The sequence below is a fragment of the Bacillus sp. FF-1 genome (assembly GCF_028548245.1).
GTDB classification, from domain to species: Bacteria; Bacillota; Bacilli; order Bacillales; family Bacillaceae_G; genus Bacillus_A; species Bacillus_A paranthracis.
Window position 1 is genome coordinate 1 of sequence record NZ_JAQQGG010000018.1, and the last position, 20,105, is coordinate 20,105.

Sequence of the window (20,105 nt, forward strand, 5' to 3'; positions counted from 1 at the left end):
GACTTCTTCAACGCGTGGGTTTAAAGAATCGATAATCGTTTGTGTTTGCTGTGCAGCTGTTTGGAAAAGTTGCTTAGCTTGTTGGTTATCCGTATCAAGAGCGAATCCCTCTAAGCTAGCTTGTGCACTTTTTAATCCAGAAACAGTTTGTTTTAATTTCGTAATTACAGTCATTGAATGAAGCCCCCTTTGGAATATCAATTCAAAGATTATAATTTGTGAGTTGGGGTGAATTTATGATTGGAAAATTTAGGGGGGTGCTTTGTTAATATACTCATAACTAAGCGTCATAAAGGATTACGGGGATATTTTTATTGATTTAGATGGATTTTATTGCTATTATTATGAGAAGAAAATGAAGTGTTTTCTATTATCATGCGCCCATAGCTCAGTCGGATAGAGCGGTGGTTTCCGGTACCACGTCTTATATGACAAAGGAAACCAAATGTGCTTTAGGGTGCGGTATAAAGCTGTTTGTCGGAGTTTTTAACGCTTAACTTGAGCGGGAACAAACCGCAAACGTCCTACGTAGGCATTAGCGAATTATTGTCGCATAGTAAAAAGGTGCTACGTGTAACCAAATGAAGATAATGATAGTACATATGCGGAGAGCTTCCGTCTGAAATTCGTTTCAGATAGGGGGCTCTTTTTTTATTATGTCTAAAAGTATACGAGTAGTAAAAAGACGAAGAGAAGTAGTTGGGTGTTTTTGCCCATCCCCCCGAAAAGGTGGAATAAGGAGTACCTCACTGAAAGATTAGGGAAGTACTCCTTAAACATCGCTTACTCTGTTTCCGATATTACGTTTAATTGGGCTAATTCTTGAATAATTGCATCCAAATCAACAGACTCTTGTTGTATATTAAACTCGTATCTTCCATAGAAGTTAATATGTTGCCATGCAACTGGGGATATTTTTTTCATAACGGGGTAGCGTCAGGAAAATGCGGATTTACAACGTTAAGGAAACCAAAATATAAAAAGTCTAATTTCTCGGTGTTATAAGTGAAAAATTAGGCTTTAGTTACTTCATTAAAGCGCCTGATTGTTGAAGACTAAAGTTTATATTCACCAAGAAAATTGATGTGCTCTTATCCTAACAAATTTTATTTAGGACTTACATGTATGCCTTCACGCTCTCGCCAATCTGCGTAAAGTATACGCTTTACATTATCATATCCATTGGTAGTTAATTGGTTATCTAACCACTGTTGATCAAATCCGAGTTCATGTAAATTATCCCATAAAATTTCCCCATCTATAATTAACGATGTTGGGAGGTCTACTGGACTTTCTGGAAGATTGAGATCTGGTTTTTGATACTTGGATTTTAATAATAAACTTATTTGCCCATTAGCTTCCAATATACCGTATTTGACTTCGCGAACTGAAAAGACATTATTTTGACGGAGTATACTCAATACTTGATTTACATCCAATTTGTTCTTTGTAAGTAACTTTCTGTCCATAACACCATCTCGAATGATGATGTTAGGATTGCCTAATAAGAGAGAACGTGTCGATTTATTTTTTAGAGTCATAAACTCTATTCCCAACATAAGAAACGTCCACAATCCGATGGCATATAAAAAATGAAAAATCCCTACCTTATCTTCATAAATGTTATTTCCTAAAAAATCTCCAAGTACTAACACAAAAACTAAGTGAAACGGGGTTTAACTGATAGATGGATGTTCTGCCTGTTATGATAATGATAAAAAATAAAGTTGCAAAACCTACTATGACTTTGATTGCCAGTAAACCCAAAAAAACTTCACCCAAAATTTATTCCTCCATTTTATATTTCACTCGATTTCAAAAATCCTCATGTTTTAAAATATTTATATTACAACATGTAAGCTAATTAAAATCAGAAAGATAAATAATACCGGTTTTTTCAACTTATAATAATGGAGAAAGCACGCGAGCACCCTGTTCAACAATGCGCTCGGTCAGGGATCGTTGCACCAAGTCTTCAATTCTTAATGGTACAGAATCAGTAAGATCCCTCTCGAACTGCTCTGTGAGTTCCCTTGTCACATCAGCACTGTACACGACTTGACACACCTCATAATTCAGGCGAAAACTTCTCATATCATAGTTTGCTGAGCCTACGGCAGCAATCTCCTCATCGATGGTCAACACCTTCGCATGTATCATTCCTTTGTCGTACTGGTAGATTTGAACTCCAGCTTCTATAAGTTCTCCGTAATAAGTACGGCTTGCAAGACCCACGATTTTTTGATTATTGTGGCGAGGAACCAGCAATCTTACACGGACACCACGAGTTACTGCTGTCTTTAATGCCATGATAATATCCGTTTCTGGTACAAAATAGGGTGTTGTTAAATCAATAGTCTTGGTCGCCTGTGTTATACATATAAAGTAAGCTTGCCGAATGACTGGGGTAGGAATTCCAGGGTTTCCTTCCAACGTATGGATATACGCTTTATGCAATGTCCTAGTTTTTCCGGATATGTCCATTTTTTTATCATCAAGGGTGCTCAACTCTGATCCCAATTCGGCTGACCATTTGGAATGATCTGCTCTGCCGATTGAATTGATTTTCGTTACCTCTGATTTTGTTTTCAAATTTGTTTTTGATTTTATCCTTTCCGGCACAGCGATTTCCCAATGAACATCAAAAACAGTCTGCAAGTCGCCTGTTGCTTCCCCTATAATTTGCAAATGAGTGTCCCTCCAAAATCCTACGTCTGGCTTTAATCCTGTATATTCATACCCAACGTTCATACCGCCAGTAAAGGATTCCTTTCTGTCAATCGTCACAATCTTACAATGATCCCGATAATTCCAATTGGACAAAATCCAGGGAAATCGCAGAGGAAATATTGTCCTGCATTCTATCCCTGCTTCAACCATCTGCCGGATTTTTTCACGCGGGAATTTATAACTCCCCAAGCTATCTCTCATAAAACGAACCTGCACTCCATTTAATGCTTTTTCGATTAGCAGTTCTGTGATTCGATTACCAATTTGGTCGTTCCGATAGATGAAATATTCCAGATCAATGGTTTCTTGGGCTTTTTGCAGGGATACAAGGAGTTGATCATATTTTGCTATCCCATTGTTAAACACTTGGACTTGGCCCATTCGAAGCCCATTCACAGTGAAATGCCGTAAAGCATTGGCAATTACCGATGCTGAAGCACCGAATGTCTCAGGTAATTTGTTAGATTCATTTTTAGAACAGGTCAATCTTTTTCGATGAATAAACTTAGGGTTTGATATGCTAAGATATAGCCAGAAACCAATGACAGGTAAAAAAAGGACGATTATTATCCAATTCAAAGCCTTGGCAGGCCGACGAACTTCCCAAATTGCTATGAATAAGATAAAGAACGTATTTAACAGGTATAGATAAAAAATCCACTCCAACTGGAATCCCTCCTTCTGTTACTCTTAACATGTACAAACTATGTAACCAGTATACGTATGGAATATGAAGGGATTGTCTGTTATATATTATGGACTACCTTTATAAGAACTTGTATAAGATATTAAGAACGAAAAAAAGAGAATTAAGGTTGGGAAAGTTCTGACATCAAGAAAGGCGTAATGATCTGGGCACTGTCCTAACTAGAGACTTAGTGATTTTGAAAATTACCATCTGGTAAATTCCTAAATATAGGTATAATTTTTTATAAATTTGGAAAATGAAAGTGGTAAATGCAATAAGAAGTAAATAAGAGAAAACATTAATTTATATTGGGAGGAAATCGTCTTAAAATTAGTCGTTAACATCTTTTTTGTTAATGGTTAATGAATGATCGGTATCTCTAACAGCAGCATAAAAAAAATCTTTGATTTGAAGATATCCCTTTGCCTTTAGTTCTTCCTTTAACCACTTTTCATTTTTGTTGATAAATTTTAATTTACGCTTTTGCACTTTCCCTTCAATGACAACGGCTATGGGTAATCCGCGGTATTCCACTTTCATATGTAAATCTTTTGGAGTAATAGGAACTAATTCTTTTCTTGGAAAAATGCTAATTTCACCTGTTGCTTCCAAAATCGCATATTCATTATCGTGAATATCCGGATATCCTGTTGTTCTTAAATTAGACAACAGCTCAGGTAAAGGATATCTACTTTCCTTTAACTTTCGATTAAGATAAAAAAAGAATCGCTCCAAAATCATGAGGGGTAAGTTGGGCTAGAGCTGATTTCCCTAAAATATTTACTGCTACAATAAACACAATATAGATAAAAATAACTTGGGTGTTTTTGCCCATCCCCTCGAAAAGGTGGATTAAGGGATCTCCCTAAAAACAAATCCCCGTTAAAAGGCGCTTCCTTATGCAAGAATAGCGCCATTTAATGGAATAACTAAATTCTGACCTCTTCCATAAAATTACTTAATAAACTAACGCACCCCGATAGCGAGTATTTGGGTTGGGAGAAAATCGTATTAAACTGAGGGAGTTTAAGGTTTAAGTATTATCCTCCACAATTTAATTTTTAAAAATGTCAATTAGCTTTTTTATCGCACTAACTACTACTTCTGGTTCATCATTTTGTATAAAATGAGCACTGTTTTCAGCAATCACCAATTCACCATCTGAGGATATTTCAAGAATCTCTCTCTGCATGTCATTCCATAACTCTTGTGATTCCTTTGAATAATGAGCTTTCTTACCAGCTGAAAGAACAATTAATGGGACATTTAATTTAAGTCTGGTTTCTTTTAATTGCTTTAGACTTTCCATAAATTCATCATAATTGCCTTCATAAACAAATTGCTTGTTGTATGCTTGTTGAAAATCTTGTGACATCGTTGGGAGAAATCTTTCTCTGTAATCTTCAGGCGTAGAGTCAACTAAGACAAGTCCGCAAACTTCATTATGATATTCAGTTGCATATATCCGCATATTAACTCCACCAAATGAGTGACCAACTAATATGTACGGAGGTTTAATATTGGCTTCAATAAGAAGTTCCTTCAATTCTTTTACCATCTCACGGCTGGTTCTGGGGTTTGAACTTGTTTCACTTTTCCCAAGTCCTGCTCTATCATAAATTAGAACATTAGAGAGCATTGAAATATCCCCAATTACTGAATCCCAAGCCTTGGAAAAGTCTCCATATCCAGCGTCCATTATTATTGTTGGTTTTCCATTATTTTCCCCTATCAATTTAGCATATAGTTTACAATCACTTATTTGCACAAACATTTCTTTAGCCATTTAGTCCATTCCTCTCTTTTAGCCAACTATCATTAGTTAAAATTCAACAATTTTATGACATTCCTTCTTAATGTGTTTAAACTATCAAATGGTTGATTCTTGATTGTCAATGTCACTTTGATATTCAAGAATATCCCCAGGTTGACAGTCCAATGCCTTACAAATAGCTTCTAAAGTTGATAATCGAATCGCTTTAGCCTTTCCATTTTTCAAAATAGAAAGGTTAGCCATTGTGATTCCAACTCTTTCAGATAGTTCTGTTACACTCATTTTTCTTTTAGCTAACATCACATCGATATTGATTATAATTGCCACTGTTTCACCTCAGACCGTAAAATCATTTTCTGATTTTATATCTAAAACGTTTTTTAATAATTTCTGAAGAACCGCAGTGAAGACTGCAATAACAACAGAAGTAAAAATAATTGTTAATCCGATAATTGCTATTCCTGGGTGTAAGGCGTTTTGAGACATAAGAACGATGGTCCCTATCAAATATAAGATACTGATTGTAATTGCACAGTATTTTATATATTTCAAAACCTTTACAGACAATTCCGAAAAAGCATTGTTATTTTCAATGTAGTTTAAAAGTTTTAAAGCTTGATACAGAGCAAGGAAAAATGGTATCACAGTTACATACAAACCGATTAATACAGGATATTGCAAAAAAGCAAACTCCGGAAACATTTCTGCCGTATCATTTGCTAACCAAGGCAACCAAAATATACACAAGGCGAGTACCGTAATCCCAATAAGAAAAACAGCTATCTTTAAAAAAACAGTTGTTCCTCGTTTCATAAAAATGCACCTCACTTATTTATCGTTTTACAATAAATCATTATCCATATGCAATATATTATTGTTTTTTTTAAACAACCCCTTTTATTCTTATTTTTAGACTAAAATAAAAAGCATTCATCATTATAAAATACTTCACAATCCTTAGCTATTTAATTTATCTCTTGTTCAACTAAATGGTCCGTACGTGGAGCAAAAATTCCACACTCAATTCTTTGGGTTCTTTTTTGTTTATAAAGGTGTACTTTTAAAACCTGTCTAATAAAGGGTGGTTCTTGCGTTTATAAATCTATGAAAATATTTTTATAAACGTTTACTAAAATCGTCATACCTTTAGAAACTAAATATAGTAAAATAGTAGAAGAAAATATATCTTCTGGAGGAAGTTCATTGTGAAGATCGGTTATGTTCGCGTTTCATCTACAGATCAGAATGAAGAACGTCAAATCAAAAAAATGTTAGCTTTAGGCATCGAAGAGCGAATGATCTTTGTTGATAAACAAAGTGGAAAAGACTTTAATCGCCCCAGCTACCAGACGATGAAGCGTATCCTGCGGAAAGGGGATCTCCTTTATCTGGATGCCCTAGATCGATTGGGGAGGGATTACGAAGGGATTATCTATGAATGGAAACACATTACAAGGAACATTCAAGCAGATATTGTCGTGTTGGAAAACGAAACGTTATTTGATAGTCGTAAATATAGAGAGATGGGAGATATCGGAAAGTTAATGGAAGATCAGTTTCTAAACCTTCTCTCTTATGTGGCCGAACAAGAACGAAAAAAAATCAAACAGCGCCAAGCCGAAGGCATAGCGCTCGCCAAATCTCAAGGTAGACATTTGGGACGACCAAAGCTTAATTTACGGACCCTTTCCCATGAACAGCGCCAATTATTAGATTCTCACTATCCGAAGTGGAAAAATAAAGAGATCACGGGCGTTGAGTTCATGTGTTTACTTGGGTTGAAAAAGAACTCATTTTATAAAGTAGTCAGGGAATTTGAGATTGGAATATGAATATGGAGAATAATACAACTACCCAAAAACGGTTGAGGATTCTTAGCGAAGATGAAGTAAAGATCATTTATGACAGACCAGGTTTCTCATACGAAGATCGCTGTTCTTATTTTTCTCTTTCACAGCCAGAGAAAGAGCTGCTACACACATTGCGTTCTGTCAAATCTAAGGCTTATTTCGTTTTACAACTGGGTTATTTCAAAGCCAGACAACTATTTTTTACATTTGACCTCCATGAGGTAGAAGAGGATCTTCAATATATTCTGAAGGAACATTTCAACAACAGTCAAATTGATGACTTGAGTTCAATTGATAAGTCCACTAGGTTAAAACAACAACAATTGATTCTTAAATTATTTAACTACCACAGTTGCGGTGCCGAAGAACGGCGTAAGATGGAGGAAAAAGCTCAAAAGTCTGCGGCGTTTTGTGGTAAGCCGATTTACATCTTTCGAGAAATCATGAATTATTTGTCTGAAAACTGCATTGTTGTTCCTGGCTATAGTTTTATGCAAGATATGACAGGACAGGCAATAACCCATGAGCAAAACCGATTAATTTCATTGATGCAGGATCATCTAAAACAGAATGATATGGAATCCTTAGATCGATTACTTGAAGATTCTTCAGGGCTGTATGAAATAACACTACTGAAACACGAACCGAAAGACTTTAGCGCCACTGAAATAAAGCTTGAAATGAATCGTGGTAAACAAATACAGCATTTATATTACCTTGCTCAAGAACTGTTACCAAAGTTAGGTATTTCCAACGAAAGCATCAAGTACTATGCTTCATTAGTAAGTTACTACTCTGTCTACAAGCTCAAACGGCTGAATGTATGGATTGTTTATGTCTATTTGTTATGTTTTGTATCCCATCGTTATCAACGGATGCATGACAACCTGATCAATACCCTCATATATAGTGTAAGGGGGTATGCAGATGAAGCTAAATTAGCAGCAAAAGAACGAGTTTACGAGTGCTATACAGAGAGTAATCAAGACATCAAAAAAGCAGGGGAACTGCTTAAAATATTCACTGATGATCATATTCCTGCCAATACTCCCTTTAGGGATATTCAAGACCGTGCATTTACTATTTTGGAACGTCAGAAACTGGAATCCGTAGCCAAACAGATTACTACAAATATAAAATATGATGAAACTGCCTTCCAATGGGAACATATTGGTCAGCAGGCACGACGATTTAAACGTTATTTAAGACCTATATTTTTGCAGGTTGATTTCGTAGCTCCTTCACCAAATGATCCATTAATTAAAGCAGTGAATTTTATGAAAACTGCTTTTAATAAGAATAAAGCGTTAGGACAATATCACTCAGATGATTTGCCAAATGGTTTCATATCCGATGGTGTGAAGCGTTATATCTATGAACAAAAAACAATTTTAGCAGATCGATATGAATTTTTAGTCTATCGCCTCCTACGCAACCGTTTGGAAGCAGGAGATATTTTTTGTCGTGATAGTATCCGATTTCGCAGTTTTGAGGATGACCTGATCAATGATCGTCAATGGGAACAGAAAGAAATGTTGATCGCTGACACTGGTCTGACGATTTTCAACCAACCCATTCATAGTCATTTAGTGGAGCTTGAGAAGCGATTAGAAGATCGCATTACTAAAGTTAACCAGAGTATTTCATCTGGGAAAAATGAGCATCTTCAAATCAAAAAACGGGGTTCACATACCCGATGGACATTACCTTATACTCGTGACACAGAATCTATTAATCACTCATTCTACGATACATTAAAGCAAATAGACATTAGGAGTGTCTTGCATTTTGTTCAACAGCACTGTCAATTCCTTGACTCATTTGAGCACATCTTGGGACGTTATGCCAAACAGAATAAAGACAATCGAATTCTTGTCGCCTGTCTGATTGCTTGGGGAACCAACATGGGGTTAGGGAGAATGGGGGAAATTTCTGATATTAGCTATCCGTTACTGGCTGCCACATCTGATAACTTTATTCGTCTGGAGACTTTAAAAGAAGCGAATGATTGTATCAGTAATGCAATAGCCAAACTCCCAATCTTTAAACATTATGACATTGGGGAGACGATTCATTCTAGTAGTGACGGGCAGAAAGTTGAGACTCGAATCAATACCATTAATTCCCGTCATTCACCTAAATACTTTGGTCTTGGTAAAGGGATTGTTTCCTACACAATGGTAGCCAACCATATCCCTGTTAATGCTCGAATTATTGGGGCCAATGAGCATGAAAGTCATTATGTATTTGATATTTTATTTAACAACACAACTGATATTCAGCCTGATGTGCATTCCACGGATACACATGGAACCAATGAAGTGAATTTTGCTATCCTGAACTTTTTTGGTTATCAGTTTGCGCCTCGCTACAAGGATATTCACGATAAGGTCAACAAATCTCTTTACGGATTCAAACATCCAAGCCAATATGGAGATAACCTGATCAAGCCAGTTCGAAAGATTAATACGAATCTTATTATAGAGGAATGGGAAAATATTCAACGAATTATGTTATCCCTTGCAGTTAAAACAACCACACAAAGCATTATTATTGGTAAGCTAAGCGCTTATGCACGGAAGAACAAAACCAAACGTGCTTTATGGGAGTACGATAACATCATAAGAAGTCTATATTTTTTGGATTATATTGATTCTCCCCCTTTACGCCGGAATGTTCAAAAGGCATTAAATCGAGGGGAAAGTTATCATAAATTACGCAAAGCAGTATCCTTTGCCAATTTTGGAAAATTACGTTTCAAAAATGAAAATGATCAACATATTTGGGGCGAATGCAGTCGCTTACTCTCCAATTGCATTATTTATTACAATGCCAGTATTTTATCTAATATGTTGGCTTACAGAGAAACAAAGGCTCTAGATTCGGATGTTATGAAAAAAATATCCCCAGTTGCATGGCAACATATTAACTTCTATGGAAGATACGAGTTTAATATACAACAAGAGTCTGTTGATTTGGATGCAATTATTCAAGAATTAGCCCAATTAAACGTAATATCGGAAACAGAGTAAGCGATGTTTAAGGAGTACTTCCCTAATCTTTCAGTGAGGTACTCCTTATTCCACCTTTTCGGGGGGATGGGCAAAAACACCCATCCATGTTTCTGTTTGTCCCATTTTAGCTACAACATGTGGTTCGTCGATAAAAGTAACTTCTTTACCTAATAAGCGTTCATAAGTATCTTTAATATTATTTACTTCAAAATAAATTACTGAACTTGAAAGAGCGAATTCCTCTTTTTCTGGAAGTGTTAACATGAGACGCAATCCGTTGCATTCAAAGAATGCCATACTATTAGTGTTAAACAAAAGTGAGAGACCTAATTTTTCTTTATAAAAATCTAGTGCTCTATTTAAATCTTTTACAGGTACTCCAATTTGTCCAATTTTTTGGATTATATTAGTTTCCATAAAAATTTGCTCCCTTCAAAATATCTTATTATTAAAAGGATAAATTATTTTACCTAATTTTTCTTATCCAATATCACCTTTTTTCGATATTCTTTAGGAGATATGCCAACATGTTGCTTAAACATTTTGCTAAAGGATACAGGATTTTGAAATCCAAGTTTAAAGGTTATATCGGTCATATTATTACTTAATTCTGATAATAGTTGTTTTGCTTTTGTTACTCTAAACTCTGAAATATGCTGATGAGGAGTTTTACCATATATTTGTGTGTATGTTCTTAATAAATGATTTGGAGATAGACAAGAAATTCGTGCAATGTCATTTAATTTAATAGTTTTGTCATAATAAGCTCTTATGTAATCATGGGCTATACATATCCTTCTATATAATTCTTCACGTGTAGAGGTCCTTATTGCACTTAAAGATTCAACTTCCTTGTATGTATTAAAATGTTCATTCAAAATATATTGCATTAACTTATGAAATTGTTCCTCATAACCAACAGAATTAATTTCGAGACTAGGTAAAATATGTTTGAAAGTTTCAAGTTGAAAAGATAAAGTATTATTTTTATGATAGGTTTTATCAAAAAAAACAATAGAACTCGTATCCATAAATGGATCGTTTAGAAGATTATCGTTTGTTTCTTTTAATGAATTAAAGACCTCGGCTTCAAACCCATCTTTAAAGAAAATACAAAAAGATTCCACATCCTTCGTTTCATCAATTGAAATTGTGTATGAACCTTTATTAAGGAGTAGGTATCTACTTTCTTCAACAGCAAACATGCCTTTATTAGTCTTATAATGGGCTTTACCATTTGAAAATGTTTTTATGGACAGTTGGCCAATTCCTTCCCAGTAAAATTGGTCACTTTTTGCATGTAAAACGAAATTGGTAGAATCATTTTTTGACATAATACACTCTCCATAAGTGGCGTCATTATTTTTTTAACTTTATTATACATAATAATGGAATCTAAGTATGAAAATATATATTATCAATCTAAAACAGTACGGTGGATATGCGTATTGTAAGTGTTAAACTTAAACAACTTATTGTAATCTTAACGTATCCTTATTGCAAATGGTGACAGCTTCGCTGGTACTCACCCTAATATTGCCGTCTATAGCAAAAATATTCATTTTAGTTACAACCCTTAGCGTACCTAAATCAAGGATTTGAATTCCAAAAAATGTCTTAACGTGGGTTTTATGTCATTTGGTTGGCGGGACCCCTGAACGAACAAAGTCTGGTCTTCAAGCAGCAAGATCAAGAGGAAAGAAAGGTGGGAGACCTACTAAGAAAGAAGATAAAGTGGAAATGGCTGTTAAGATGTATAAGAGTAAAGACTATACAATTAAGCAAATTACAGTGGCGACTGGTATCAGTAAGACCACGCTGTATAGGTATTTAGACAAGGCGCTATAGGGTTGCCTCAGTAAGTCGGTTGCAGAAATTACATTTTATGTAAATCATCTGACGGACTAGAGCAGCAACCCTGTGACTAGGCCATATTGAAAGTGTTGTATTTGAAAATGATAAAGCTAAATGTTTTTATGATAAATTCCCAGTAAATAAAGGTCATATGTTAATAGTACCGAAGAGACACTGTGAGGATTATTTTGGTTTAACTATTGAAGAAAAACTTTCAATAGATAAATTAGTATTGAGATGTCAACAGCGGTTCTATTTTCCCTAATTTCAGCGGTCCAAAATTCCCTATTACTAATTAACGGCCGGTTGTATGCCGGCTTTTTGCTTTTCACGAAGTCTAAATGATTGTCCTTTGATATTGAAAGTTGTGGAGTAATGCAACAATCTATCCAAAACCGCTGTTGCTAGGACGTCATCGCCAAATATTTTCCCCCACTCAATATACGATTTGTTAGAGGTTAAAATAATTGACCCTTTTTCATAACGTTTTGAAATGATACGAAAGAATAAATCTGCACTTAACTCATCAAACGGAAAGTATCCCATTTCATCAATTATGAGTACATCGCACCTACTTAACGATCGGACCAGGCGAGAAGTGGTTCCCCTTTGTTCTGCCTTGCGGCAGGAAGTAATGAAATCATCGGCCCGGGTGTAGTAAGCTGTGTATCCTTGACGAAGTGCTTCGATAGCGAAACCTATCGCCAAGTGGGTTTTACCAACACCTGGCGGTCCTAATAATAAGATATTTTCTCCATTCTCAATATAACGACCAGTTATTACTTCTTTTACACGCCGTTCGCTAACACTTGGTTGAAATGAGAAGTCAAAGTCTTCGATAGTCTTGTGAAACGGTAGCTTTGATTTCTTTATTCTAGTTTCTAGTGCTGCACCTTCTTTGTGTTCAATTTCATGTTGAAGAAGGGTGTTTAGAAATTCAGAATATGTTACATTATGTTTAGAGGCATCTTCTAGGATGCCATCTAATTGATTGGCTATGTAAACCAAGCCAACTTTCTTAAGACGTTCAGTTATAAGTTGTGCGTTCATTTGTGATCACCAGCTTTTAATTGTTCTTCATACACGTGAAGTGAACGTTGTTCCACTTCATGATTAGAGGGCTGAATGTGACGGGTCGCCAAACCGTTTTGTGTCACATCTGGCTCTTTTTTTATGTTCTTTATGTGGTTGATATCCGTTAATGATTTATTGATCCCAGAAATAATCGGATGAGTAGCGATGCACTCTAGATCAAAATAGATCTCTAAATGATGATCAAGAGTTTCCTTCACCTTTACTTCCATCCCTTTATAACGATAAGGAACCGAATAGTTTCGATCATTATAAGAAATCATGCTGCTTTCCGTTACGTAAGTAACCTTCCATTTACTTATTGGGAATAAGGGTCTCGTATTCCAATGTAATAAGTGTTTTTGTTCCTCTTCAAAACGCTGTAGAGGTGGCTCAAGCGTCGTTTGATTCGGTTTTTTATTGGCCACTTTGTCCAGCCATCCACTTAACATCTCATTCATCTCATGAAGTGTATTCTTTTGTTTTCTTTGCAGAAAATTCTTCTTAAGGTAACCAACCGCACTTTCTACTTTCCCTTTGGTTTGTGGTCTTGCTGGTTTACACGCTTTCGGAACAACTCCATAGTAAGCTAGGAATTCTTCGAACTTTCGATTAAAACGTATTTGTGTTGGACTATGTAAGGTGACTACCGTTTTCATATTGTCATAGAGTATGTGTTCAGGAACGCCGTTAAAATAGGCAAATGCATTCATGTGGCATTTCATTAGCTGCTCCATATTCATCGTATTTGTAATTTCCATGTATTTCATACGGGAGTAACCTAAAACGATGATAAATACATAAAGCTTTTGTTTCTTCCCATCAACCTCATGTTCTCCAATCTCTGCCCAGTCCATCTGTGCTTGCTTTCCAGGAGGTGTTTCAAAACGGATACTCGATTGTTTCTTTGGTTTCTGGCGATAAGGTCTGATGAAATCTCTTAAAATAGTCATCTTTCCTGGATAACCCATAGATTGAATTTCCTCAAGAAGCACTTCGCAGTTAGTGGTACCTTCCTTTAACCGTCTTAATAAATAGTCTTTATATGGATCTAAAAGGCTTGTTTTCAATTTACCGTGAGGTTGTTTTTTTTTCTTTGGTAACTCATTTTGATTTAAGTATTTTCGTATTGTTTTTGGATCAAAGCCTGTTAATTCTGCTATAGCAATCTGAGTCCAACCTTTTGAGTGATACTCTTTAATCATAAAAAATTCCCCATCCTTGATCATTATCTCTCTACACTCCAAGTTGTTTTTGAGATAATTATCCGTTATTATTGGGGAATTTCACACCGTTGTTATTAGGGATTTTACCACCGTTGTTTTCAGAGAAGTAAATCATTATTGGATTCAAGGTATAAACCGGAAGGTTACAACATTGGAGTGAATTGTGGGGAGACAGCAGGTCAAACGATTTTTCATTGTCACATACACTTAATACCAAGATACTTTAACGATATTAATGACCCCACAGGTGGTGTTAGAGGAGTGATTCCACAAAAAAGGATTTATAAATAATTATACATATTATTAGGAGGTTCCAATGCTAACAAATTTGTATTTGGTTAGACATGCCCATTCTACTTACACACCAGAGGAATTAAAAAGACCCTTATCAGAAAAAGGACTAAAAGATGCTTACAAAGTCAAAGAGTTACTAAGAGAAGAAAACATTGATCATGTTATCTCAAGTCCATATTTAAGGGCTATACAAACGGTTGAAGGAATAGCATTAACACTGGGCAGGGAGATTCAAATTGTAGATGAATTTAAAGAAAGAAAGCTAACGAAGGAAGATGTTAATGATTTTGAGCAAGCAATTAGAAAGGTTTGGGACAACCCTGATTTTTCTTGGGAAGGTGGAGAGTCAAACAAGAGTGCCCAACAAAGAGGAATTAAAGGCATTGAAATGGCTTTAGATAAATATGAAGGCAAAAATGTTGTTGTAGGAACACATGGAAATATTATGGTACTAATGATGAATTATTTTGATGAACAATACGATTTTGAATTCTGGAAGAAGCTTGCTATGCCAGATATATATAAACTTTCTTTCCAAAAAAAAACCTTAGTTAATTGTATAAGAATATGGAAAGATTCTAACTTAATTTAACTTGTGAAATCCTTATTAATAGTGAAGTATAAAGTTCTATTTCAAACGGTAGCTTGTTTAGTTGAACAAGTCAGTTAAAAAAAGTCGGTTCCTTAGCGTACAGGAATTCGACTTTTTTTAGTTAAAATTCGCTTAGCGTACAAAACTTCCGAAATGTTGGCTGTACCCCTATAATTCCCTCAACAACTTCGTTCTATTCATCTGATATTAAGCTAGTCCTGGCTTATATCGGCCGGACTAACTTAGAGCAAGAAAAAAATGCTAAGCCCGTCACATCAAAGGCTTAGCGTATATTTTGTTCATCCAGCCTAGTTATCCATTTTGATAAAACTTTAAGGTGCTCGCAGTCAAGCAACCGTTTTCCCAACGAAACTACACATTTTCAATAATAATCCTTTGTGCTGTTCTCAGGTTGCGTTTTACAGTTCTCAACACATTTTCTTCTTCTGCGTAAGCACCTACTTGCACACCGTCAACAATTACACGTTTAATAGCCATATTGCTTTTCAGATTAGTCGATTTTCTCTTCAAATTAAACGCGCGTGCTAACCCATTAACATGCCCTTGGGCAACCGCTTGCCGCCAATTCGGGTCTCTTAATTTTTGGGCATCGCTTGCATGATCAATAAATCCGTTCTCCGTTAATAAAGCGGGCATTCTGGTTTCTCGCAGTACATGGAAATCGGCCTTTTTTTTACCACGGTTATGCAAGTTATTTACTTTGACAATTTCTTCATGCATAATGTCCCGAATTAACGCTGTTCTCGATGAATCAGACAAACTGTTATGAATATAATCTTCATACCCATGAGCTGAACCGTTAAATGCATTAACGTGGATGGATAGAAAATAATCTGCACCCCAAGCATTCGCATCATCTGTACGTTCTTTCAAGCTGCGCGTAATATCTGCTGTTCTACTCATTTTAATTTGCAGGCCTTCATAATGGTTTTCCAAGAGATTCCGGATGCTATGGGAAATATTTAAGGTAATTTCTTTTTCCTGCATCCCATTGCCAATAGCTCCTGGGTCCACTCCCCCGTGACCAGGATCTAAATATAATTTAAACATTTTACACCACCTCGTACAAATACAATATGATCGAAGAGTAACGGAGGTATAGGAATTCGTCTGAGGTACATATAAAAATAGGTGATGATAGGCATTACATTTCATTGAATCAGATGATTTATTTTAAAGCTAAGAAATTTTCCAAATGCGAGACCATATGTATGAGCAGCAGGACTTAATGTTCCATATTTTTCGTGGGTCAGGCAAACTCTTTTCATCTAGACAGTAGGCTGATTGATTATTGATGCTTCTTTCTTAACAAAACACCTAAGTGATTCTCTGTGCATATACTGTATCATTACTACAGGATTATGATTAAATACAACTCAATCCATACATAAAATAATCAAGGAGAGGTTAATTTTGAAAATTCCAAAGACAGCCAAAGTTAGTATCCCCTTTCCATCCGTATGGGGGATTGATGCTTCTATTGCGGGGAGATCCATTATTAGAGGTATACTTACCATTGATTCCATTGTAGACAACAAAGTAGTAGGTACAGTTAATTTTCGTGGTATACCTATTCCGATTAATGGGTATTGGGACGAAAGCGCTAAACAAATAAGTTTCGATTCACCATATGCCTCCTTTTTTGGCAACTTGACAATATTTGATGAGACCGCTATAAGCATTCGGCATTTCGTTTTAAGTGGACGGTTTATAATGAAACCTCCCTCTTTGCTGGCTGGTGAATATGGAAATTGGATTGCTACAACCTTTACACCCCGTTTGGGACCTCCCATATATACTAATGTTTTACCACCTGCTGGTGCCTTTTCAGTCTCAAGTATGCTCTTGGGACAGCAATTGTTTTAATTAGACCATGACTTTATAAAAACAACCTTCGTTTGTGATTGACTAAGGTTGTTTTTTATAAAGTGTTCTCGGAAAATACAGCCTTGCTTTAAATCTGAGTTTAGCGTATATCTCCGTTAAAATGTACTCGGAACCCTTTGATGATCGTGCCTAGTTAGATAAACAAATATTGATACTTCCTTATAGAAATAGCCTGCTTGGTTAGGTACGTTGTTTCACAATCCCCGGAAATTTTTAATATAAGTAATGAATGCTTATTTTTTTCCTTCCGATAGCTTTCTATATAAAGAAGCTCTAGATACATTTGTAATTTCACAAATTTGATTTACAGTCATATTTCCTTCTTTATATAGCTTTACTGCATAATTCATTCCTGCGTGATTTTTATGATATTTCTTTAACCGTCCTTTAAACTTCCCTTCTTTCTTTGCGAGCTCAATTCCTTCACGCTGACGCATACGAATAAGGTCTCGCTCTAATTGGTTAACACCAGCCATTACCGTAATTAAGAATTGGCTATATGGATTATCTTCTGATAAATCTAGCCATGTATCCTTAAGTGATTTTAAGCTTCCCTTTTTATTTCGTATTAAATCAATCAATTCAAATAAATCTTGCGTACTTCGAGTGATCCGAGTTAAATCTGTAACATAAATAATGTCACCTTCCTGTAAATCCTCTAACATTTTTTGAAGTTGTTCACGATCTTTTGTGGCTCCTGAAGTTTTTTCTTCATAAATAATATCCATTCCAATTTCGTTCAATTGCCGAAATTGTCTTGAAGGATTTTGGCTAGTCGAACTGACGCGTACATAACGGGGTGGCGTCAGGAAAATGCGGATTTACAACGATAAGGAATTTCCAATATAAAAAGCCTGATTTCCCATCACCTAAATTGAGAAATTAGGCTCTTTTTTCGTTACTCCATAAACAGCATTCTATTACTGAATATGTAATTTACTTCGGGATAACAGGGACCCAGAGTTCGTGTCTTGGTTTATGCTTCGGACCGTAATAACATTCTATACACGGTAAATTTGCAAGTTCATACTCGGAGGTAGGGACCCACTCGGAATATAAACGTTTCCATGCATCCACTATGTTCGGAAAAACTGCCCATGTACTTGCGGGAATAATAAGCGTCTCCATATTTTCTGGGGATTCCCCATCGTATCTTACGCCCATGAAATAGGAAAATTGTTCATCTGTGATGGCAGCTTCTTTTCCGCAAACCCCCAGAAGGCTTTCAAGCGTGCATTTTGGATTTTCCCATGACATATCTACTAGTTCTTGCATAAATCCATCTTTTTTCGCAGTGTTCCAAAGCGTAGGGATTGTTTTAAATGCTCTGCTTGTTTTTACTGGCTTGCTTTTTCCGACAATTCTTAATTCAAAATCAAGGTTTTCAATTCTGTAGTCCATCTCGGTATCTCCTTTAATAGAAATTTGAAAGGAAATTTTGGGAAAGGCTTTTAACTGTACCCCTCTATTACGAGCATTGGAAGGGGTTACCCCATGCATTTTTTGAAAAGCACGTGAGAAAGTATCAGAAGAAATATAACCATATTTAATTGCCACATCGATGATCCGAATATCACTTTTTTGAATTTCAAATGCTGCAAGTGTTAACCGTCTTCGTCTAATATATTCTGATAGCGATACACCTGAGATTGAAGAGAACATTCTTGAAAAATGAAACTCAGAACAGTTAGCTGCTTTTGCAATCTCTTTGTAGTCTATTTCTTCATCCAGGCTATTTTCAATGTAGTTTAACGCATTGTTCATTCTTTCTAGCCAATCCATAAGTTTACTCCCTTTCAATATTTACTTTAAAACAAAATAGATAATAATTACCGACATTTCATGCCTAAAAATGTTGGTGAAAAAATACACCTTTTGATAGAATCAGGACAAACTATTTGTTTCTTTCCGATAGATTTCTATATAATGAAGCCCTAGATACATTAGTAATTTCACAAATTTGATTTACAGTCATGCCGCCTTCTTTATATAGTTTTACTGCATAATTCATCCCTGCGTGATTTTTATGATACTTCTTTAAACGCCCCTTAAACTTTCCTTCTTTCTTTGCTAACTCAATCCCTTCACGTTGACGCATACGGATAAGGTCGCGCTCTAATTGGTTCACACCAGCCATTACTGTAATTAAGAATTGGCTGTATGGATTATCCTCTGATAAATTTAGCCATGTATCCTTGAGTGATTTTAAGCTTGCCTTTTTCCTTCGTATTAAATCAATCAATTCAAATAAATCCTGCGTACTCCGAGTGATCCGAGTTAAGTCTGTAACATAAATAATGTCGCCTTCCTGTAAATCCTGCAACATTTTTTGAAGTTGCTCGCGATTCTTTGTTGCACCAGAAACTTTTTCTTCAAAAATAATATCCATCCCGATTTCGTTTAATTGCTGAAATTGCCTTGAAGGATTTTGGTTAGTCGAACTGACACGTATATAACCAATTTTCCGCAAAATATCACCTCATTTTTGAGATAAGTCTTATGAGACACTCTTAACTATGATTTTATCAGTCTACTATAATTGTATCAATAGAGTACACTCTATTGATTTATAATTGAACTAATTAACTGAACAATTACAGAAATGAGATGATACTGTATGAAAGTTGCGAGAGGTAGAGAATTGCTTACATCGGAACAGCGACAGGTCCTTATGCAAATTCCTGAAGACGAGTGGGTGCTAGGAACCTACTACACTTTTTCCAAACGGGATTTAGAAATTATCAATAAGCGAAGGAGAGAAGAAAACCGTTTAGGGTTCACCGTTCAATTAGCTGTTCTTCGATATCCCGGTTGGCCATACACTCATATCAAAAACATCCCGGATTCAGTCATACATTATATATCAAAACAAATCGGTGCTAGTCCATCCTCGCTAAAGCTTTATCCTCAAAGAGACAATACACTTTGGGATCATTTGAAAGAAATTCGAATTGAATATAAACTAGTAACTTTTACTCTGAAAGAATATAGAATGACATTTAAGCACCTACATCAATTGGCTTTGGAAAATGGTGATGCCATTCATCTACTACATGAATGCATAGATTTTCTAAGAAAAAACAAAATCATACTGCCTGCTATCA

Annotated in this window: 22 protein-coding genes and 2 pseudogenes; 8 read left to right on the top strand and 16 right to left on the bottom strand. The window is 35.7% G+C overall.

Features of this window, described 5'->3' with window-relative positions; all coding sequences use genetic code 11:
- The 8 genes and pseudogenes from PQF83_RS27880 to PQF83_RS27915 all read right to left on the bottom strand — a co-directional run.
- A partial coding sequence (locus PQF83_RS27880; RefSeq protein WP_000216163.1) for a DUF1657 domain-containing protein occupies window positions 1-174 on the bottom strand: 174 nt, incomplete at its 3' end.
- A gap of 609 nt (window positions 175-783) precedes the next feature.
- Window positions 784-924: a hypothetical protein gene (locus PQF83_RS27885; RefSeq protein ID WP_000724271.1), complete on the bottom strand. Its 141-nt coding sequence runs from the start codon at window positions 922-924 to the stop codon at window positions 784-786.
- 182 nt (window positions 925-1,106) lie between these two features.
- A complete protein-coding gene (locus PQF83_RS27890; RefSeq protein ID WP_002029079.1) occupies window positions 1,107-1,655 on the bottom strand; it encodes a DUF421 domain-containing protein in 549 nt (182 codons plus the stop codon).
- Between the two features lie 247 nt (window positions 1,656-1,902).
- On the bottom strand, window positions 1,903-3,396 hold the full coding sequence (locus tag PQF83_RS27895) for a phospholipase D-like domain-containing protein (RefSeq protein ID WP_000454745.1): 1,494 nt from the start codon (window positions 3,394-3,396) through the stop codon (window positions 1,903-1,905).
- Between the two features lie 352 nt (window positions 3,397-3,748).
- A pseudogene (locus PQF83_RS27900) lies at window positions 3,749-4,253 on the bottom strand (DUF421 domain-containing protein).
- 219 nt (window positions 4,254-4,472) lie between these two features.
- The gene (locus PQF83_RS27905; RefSeq protein WP_001040756.1) at window positions 4,473-5,204 is read right to left on the bottom strand and encodes an alpha/beta fold hydrolase; all 732 of its coding nucleotides are present in this window, start codon (window positions 5,202-5,204) and stop codon (window positions 4,473-4,475) included.
- An 84-nt stretch (window positions 5,205-5,288) separates the two neighbouring features.
- Window positions 5,289-5,519 (bottom strand): helix-turn-helix domain-containing protein, encoded by a 231-nt coding sequence (locus PQF83_RS27910; RefSeq protein WP_000974627.1) that lies wholly within the window; start codon window positions 5,517-5,519, stop codon window positions 5,289-5,291.
- Window positions 5,520-5,528: 9 nt separating this feature from the next.
- Entirely contained in the window at window positions 5,529-6,005 is a 477-nt protein-coding gene (locus PQF83_RS27915; protein WP_000820334.1) for a DUF2975 domain-containing protein, read from the bottom strand.
- Between the two features lie 392 nt (window positions 6,006-6,397).
- Between PQF83_RS27915 and PQF83_RS27920 the strand changes: the two genes are divergently transcribed.
- Both PQF83_RS27920 and PQF83_RS27925 read left to right on the top strand, forming a co-directional pair.
- Window positions 6,398-7,024 carry a recombinase family protein gene (locus tag PQF83_RS27920; RefSeq protein WP_000690663.1) on the top strand — a complete coding sequence of 209 codons (627 nt, stop codon included), beginning with the start codon at window positions 6,398-6,400 and terminating at the stop codon, window positions 7,022-7,024.
- Between the two features lie 2 nt (window positions 7,025-7,026).
- Entirely contained in the window at window positions 7,027-10,074 is a 3,048-nt protein-coding gene (locus PQF83_RS27925; RefSeq protein ID WP_012477907.1) for a Tn3 family transposase, read from the top strand.
- Between the two features lie 45 nt (window positions 10,075-10,119).
- On the opposite strand, the gene PQF83_RS27930 is transcribed toward PQF83_RS27925, so the two are convergent.
- Both PQF83_RS27930 and PQF83_RS27935 read right to left on the bottom strand, forming a co-directional pair.
- The gene (locus PQF83_RS27930; protein ID WP_000449611.1) at window positions 10,120-10,473 is read right to left on the bottom strand and encodes a VOC family protein; all 354 of its coding nucleotides are present in this window, start codon (window positions 10,471-10,473) and stop codon (window positions 10,120-10,122) included.
- 53 nt (window positions 10,474-10,526) lie between these two features.
- On the bottom strand, window positions 10,527-11,390 hold the full coding sequence (locus PQF83_RS27935; RefSeq protein ID WP_000041618.1) for a helix-turn-helix domain-containing protein: 864 nt from the start codon (window positions 11,388-11,390) through the stop codon (window positions 10,527-10,529).
- Window positions 11,391-11,712: 322 nt separating this feature from the next.
- Between PQF83_RS27935 and PQF83_RS27940 the strand changes: the two are divergent.
- Together PQF83_RS27940 and PQF83_RS28640 are read left to right on the top strand one after the other, a co-directional pair.
- Window positions 11,713-11,904, top strand: a pseudogene (locus tag PQF83_RS27940) (helix-turn-helix domain-containing protein); the annotation flags it as partial.
- A gap of 85 nt (window positions 11,905-11,989) precedes the next feature.
- Window positions 11,990-12,175 (top strand): HIT family protein, encoded by a 186-nt coding sequence (locus tag PQF83_RS28640; RefSeq protein WP_078214948.1) that lies wholly within the window; start codon window positions 11,990-11,992, stop codon window positions 12,173-12,175.
- Between the two features lie 26 nt (window positions 12,176-12,201).
- On the opposite strand, the gene istB is transcribed toward PQF83_RS28640, so the two are convergent.
- Both istB and istA read right to left on the bottom strand, forming a co-directional pair.
- Window positions 12,202-12,960, bottom strand: a complete 759-nt coding sequence (istB, locus tag PQF83_RS27945) for an IS21-like element ISBce16 family helper ATPase IstB (protein ID WP_000993737.1) — start codon at window positions 12,958-12,960, stop codon at window positions 12,202-12,204.
- Complete coding sequence (gene istA, locus PQF83_RS27950) at window positions 12,957-14,210, bottom strand: IS21-like element ISBce16 family transposase (RefSeq protein WP_000588560.1); 1,254 nt, start codon at window positions 14,208-14,210, stop codon at window positions 12,957-12,959. The genes istB and istA overlap by 4 nt, the downstream gene beginning before the upstream one ends.
- Before the next feature lie 114 nt (window positions 14,211-14,324).
- Between istA and PQF83_RS27955 the strand changes: the two genes are divergently transcribed.
- Window positions 14,325-14,498: an HIT family protein gene (locus PQF83_RS27955; protein ID WP_014315595.1), complete on the top strand. Its 174-nt coding sequence runs from the start codon at window positions 14,325-14,327 to the stop codon at window positions 14,496-14,498.
- Window positions 14,499-14,523: 25 nt separating this feature from the next.
- Complete coding sequence (locus tag PQF83_RS27960) at window positions 14,524-15,093, top strand: histidine phosphatase family protein (protein ID WP_000957215.1); 570 nt, start codon at window positions 14,524-14,526, stop codon at window positions 15,091-15,093.
- Between the two features lie 372 nt (window positions 15,094-15,465).
- Here PQF83_RS27960 and PQF83_RS27965 read toward each other — a convergent pair whose 3' ends face one another.
- A complete protein-coding gene (locus PQF83_RS27965; RefSeq protein WP_000475617.1) occupies window positions 15,466-16,164 on the bottom strand; it encodes an N-acetylmuramoyl-L-alanine amidase family protein in 699 nt (232 codons plus the stop codon).
- Between the two features lie 363 nt (window positions 16,165-16,527).
- On the opposite strand from PQF83_RS27965, the gene PQF83_RS27970 reads away from it, so the two are divergent.
- On the top strand, window positions 16,528-16,980 hold the full coding sequence (locus PQF83_RS27970) for a hypothetical protein (protein ID WP_000701227.1): 453 nt from the start codon (window positions 16,528-16,530) through the stop codon (window positions 16,978-16,980).
- Window positions 16,981-17,234: 254 nt separating this feature from the next.
- Here PQF83_RS27970 and PQF83_RS27975 read toward each other — a convergent pair whose 3' ends face one another.
- From PQF83_RS27975 to PQF83_RS27985, 3 genes are all read right to left on the bottom strand, one after another.
- A complete protein-coding gene (locus PQF83_RS27975) occupies window positions 17,235-17,810 on the bottom strand; it encodes a recombinase family protein (RefSeq protein WP_033656251.1) in 576 nt (191 codons plus the stop codon).
- A 127-nt stretch (window positions 17,811-17,937) separates the two neighbouring features.
- Window positions 17,938-18,783, bottom strand: coding sequence for an AraC family transcriptional regulator (locus PQF83_RS27980; RefSeq protein WP_000383881.1), 846 nt, complete (start codon window positions 18,781-18,783; stop codon window positions 17,938-17,940).
- 112 nt (window positions 18,784-18,895) lie between these two features.
- On the bottom strand, window positions 18,896-19,471 hold the full coding sequence (locus PQF83_RS27985) for a recombinase family protein (RefSeq protein WP_001226074.1): 576 nt from the start codon (window positions 19,469-19,471) through the stop codon (window positions 18,896-18,898).
- Between the two features lie 147 nt (window positions 19,472-19,618).
- Between PQF83_RS27985 and PQF83_RS27990 the strand changes: the two genes are divergently transcribed.
- The coding region (locus PQF83_RS27990; protein WP_134656542.1) for a DUF4158 domain-containing protein at window positions 19,619-20,105 on the top strand (487 nt) is incomplete at its 3' end.

Excerpts from the sequence above, each read along its gene's own strand:
- PQF83_RS27885 (WP_000724271.1), bottom strand. The coding sequence starts at position 924 with ATGAAAAAAATATCCCCAGTTGCATGGCAACATATTAACTTCTATGGA.
- PQF83_RS27905 (WP_001040756.1), bottom strand. The coding sequence starts at position 5,204 with ATGGCTAAAGAAATGTTTGTGCAAATAAGTGATTGTAAACTATATGCT.
- PQF83_RS27915 (WP_000820334.1), bottom strand. The coding sequence starts at position 6,005 with ATGAAACGAGGAACAACTGTTTTTTTAAAGATAGCTGTTTTTCTTATT.
- PQF83_RS27925 (WP_012477907.1), top strand. The coding sequence starts at position 7,027 with ATGGAGAATAATACAACTACCCAAAAACGGTTGAGGATTCTTAGCGAA.
- PQF83_RS27930 (WP_000449611.1), bottom strand. The coding sequence starts at position 10,473 with ATGGAAACTAATATAATCCAAAAAATTGGACAAATTGGAGTACCTGTA.
- PQF83_RS27935 (WP_000041618.1), bottom strand. The coding sequence starts at position 11,390 with ATGTCAAAAAATGATTCTACCAATTTCGTTTTACATGCAAAAAGTGAC.
- istB (WP_000993737.1), bottom strand. The coding sequence starts at position 12,960 with ATGAACGCACAACTTATAACTGAACGTCTTAAGAAAGTTGGCTTGGTT.
- istA (WP_000588560.1), bottom strand. The coding sequence starts at position 14,210 with ATGATCAAGGATGGGGAATTTTTTATGATTAAAGAGTATCACTCAAAA.
- PQF83_RS27960 (WP_000957215.1), top strand. The coding sequence starts at position 14,524 with ATGCTAACAAATTTGTATTTGGTTAGACATGCCCATTCTACTTACACA.
- PQF83_RS27965 (WP_000475617.1), bottom strand. The coding sequence starts at position 16,164 with ATGTTTAAATTATATTTAGATCCTGGTCACGGGGGAGTGGACCCAGGA.
- PQF83_RS27980 (WP_000383881.1), bottom strand. The coding sequence starts at position 18,783 with ATGGATTGGCTAGAAAGAATGAACAATGCGTTAAACTACATTGAAAAT.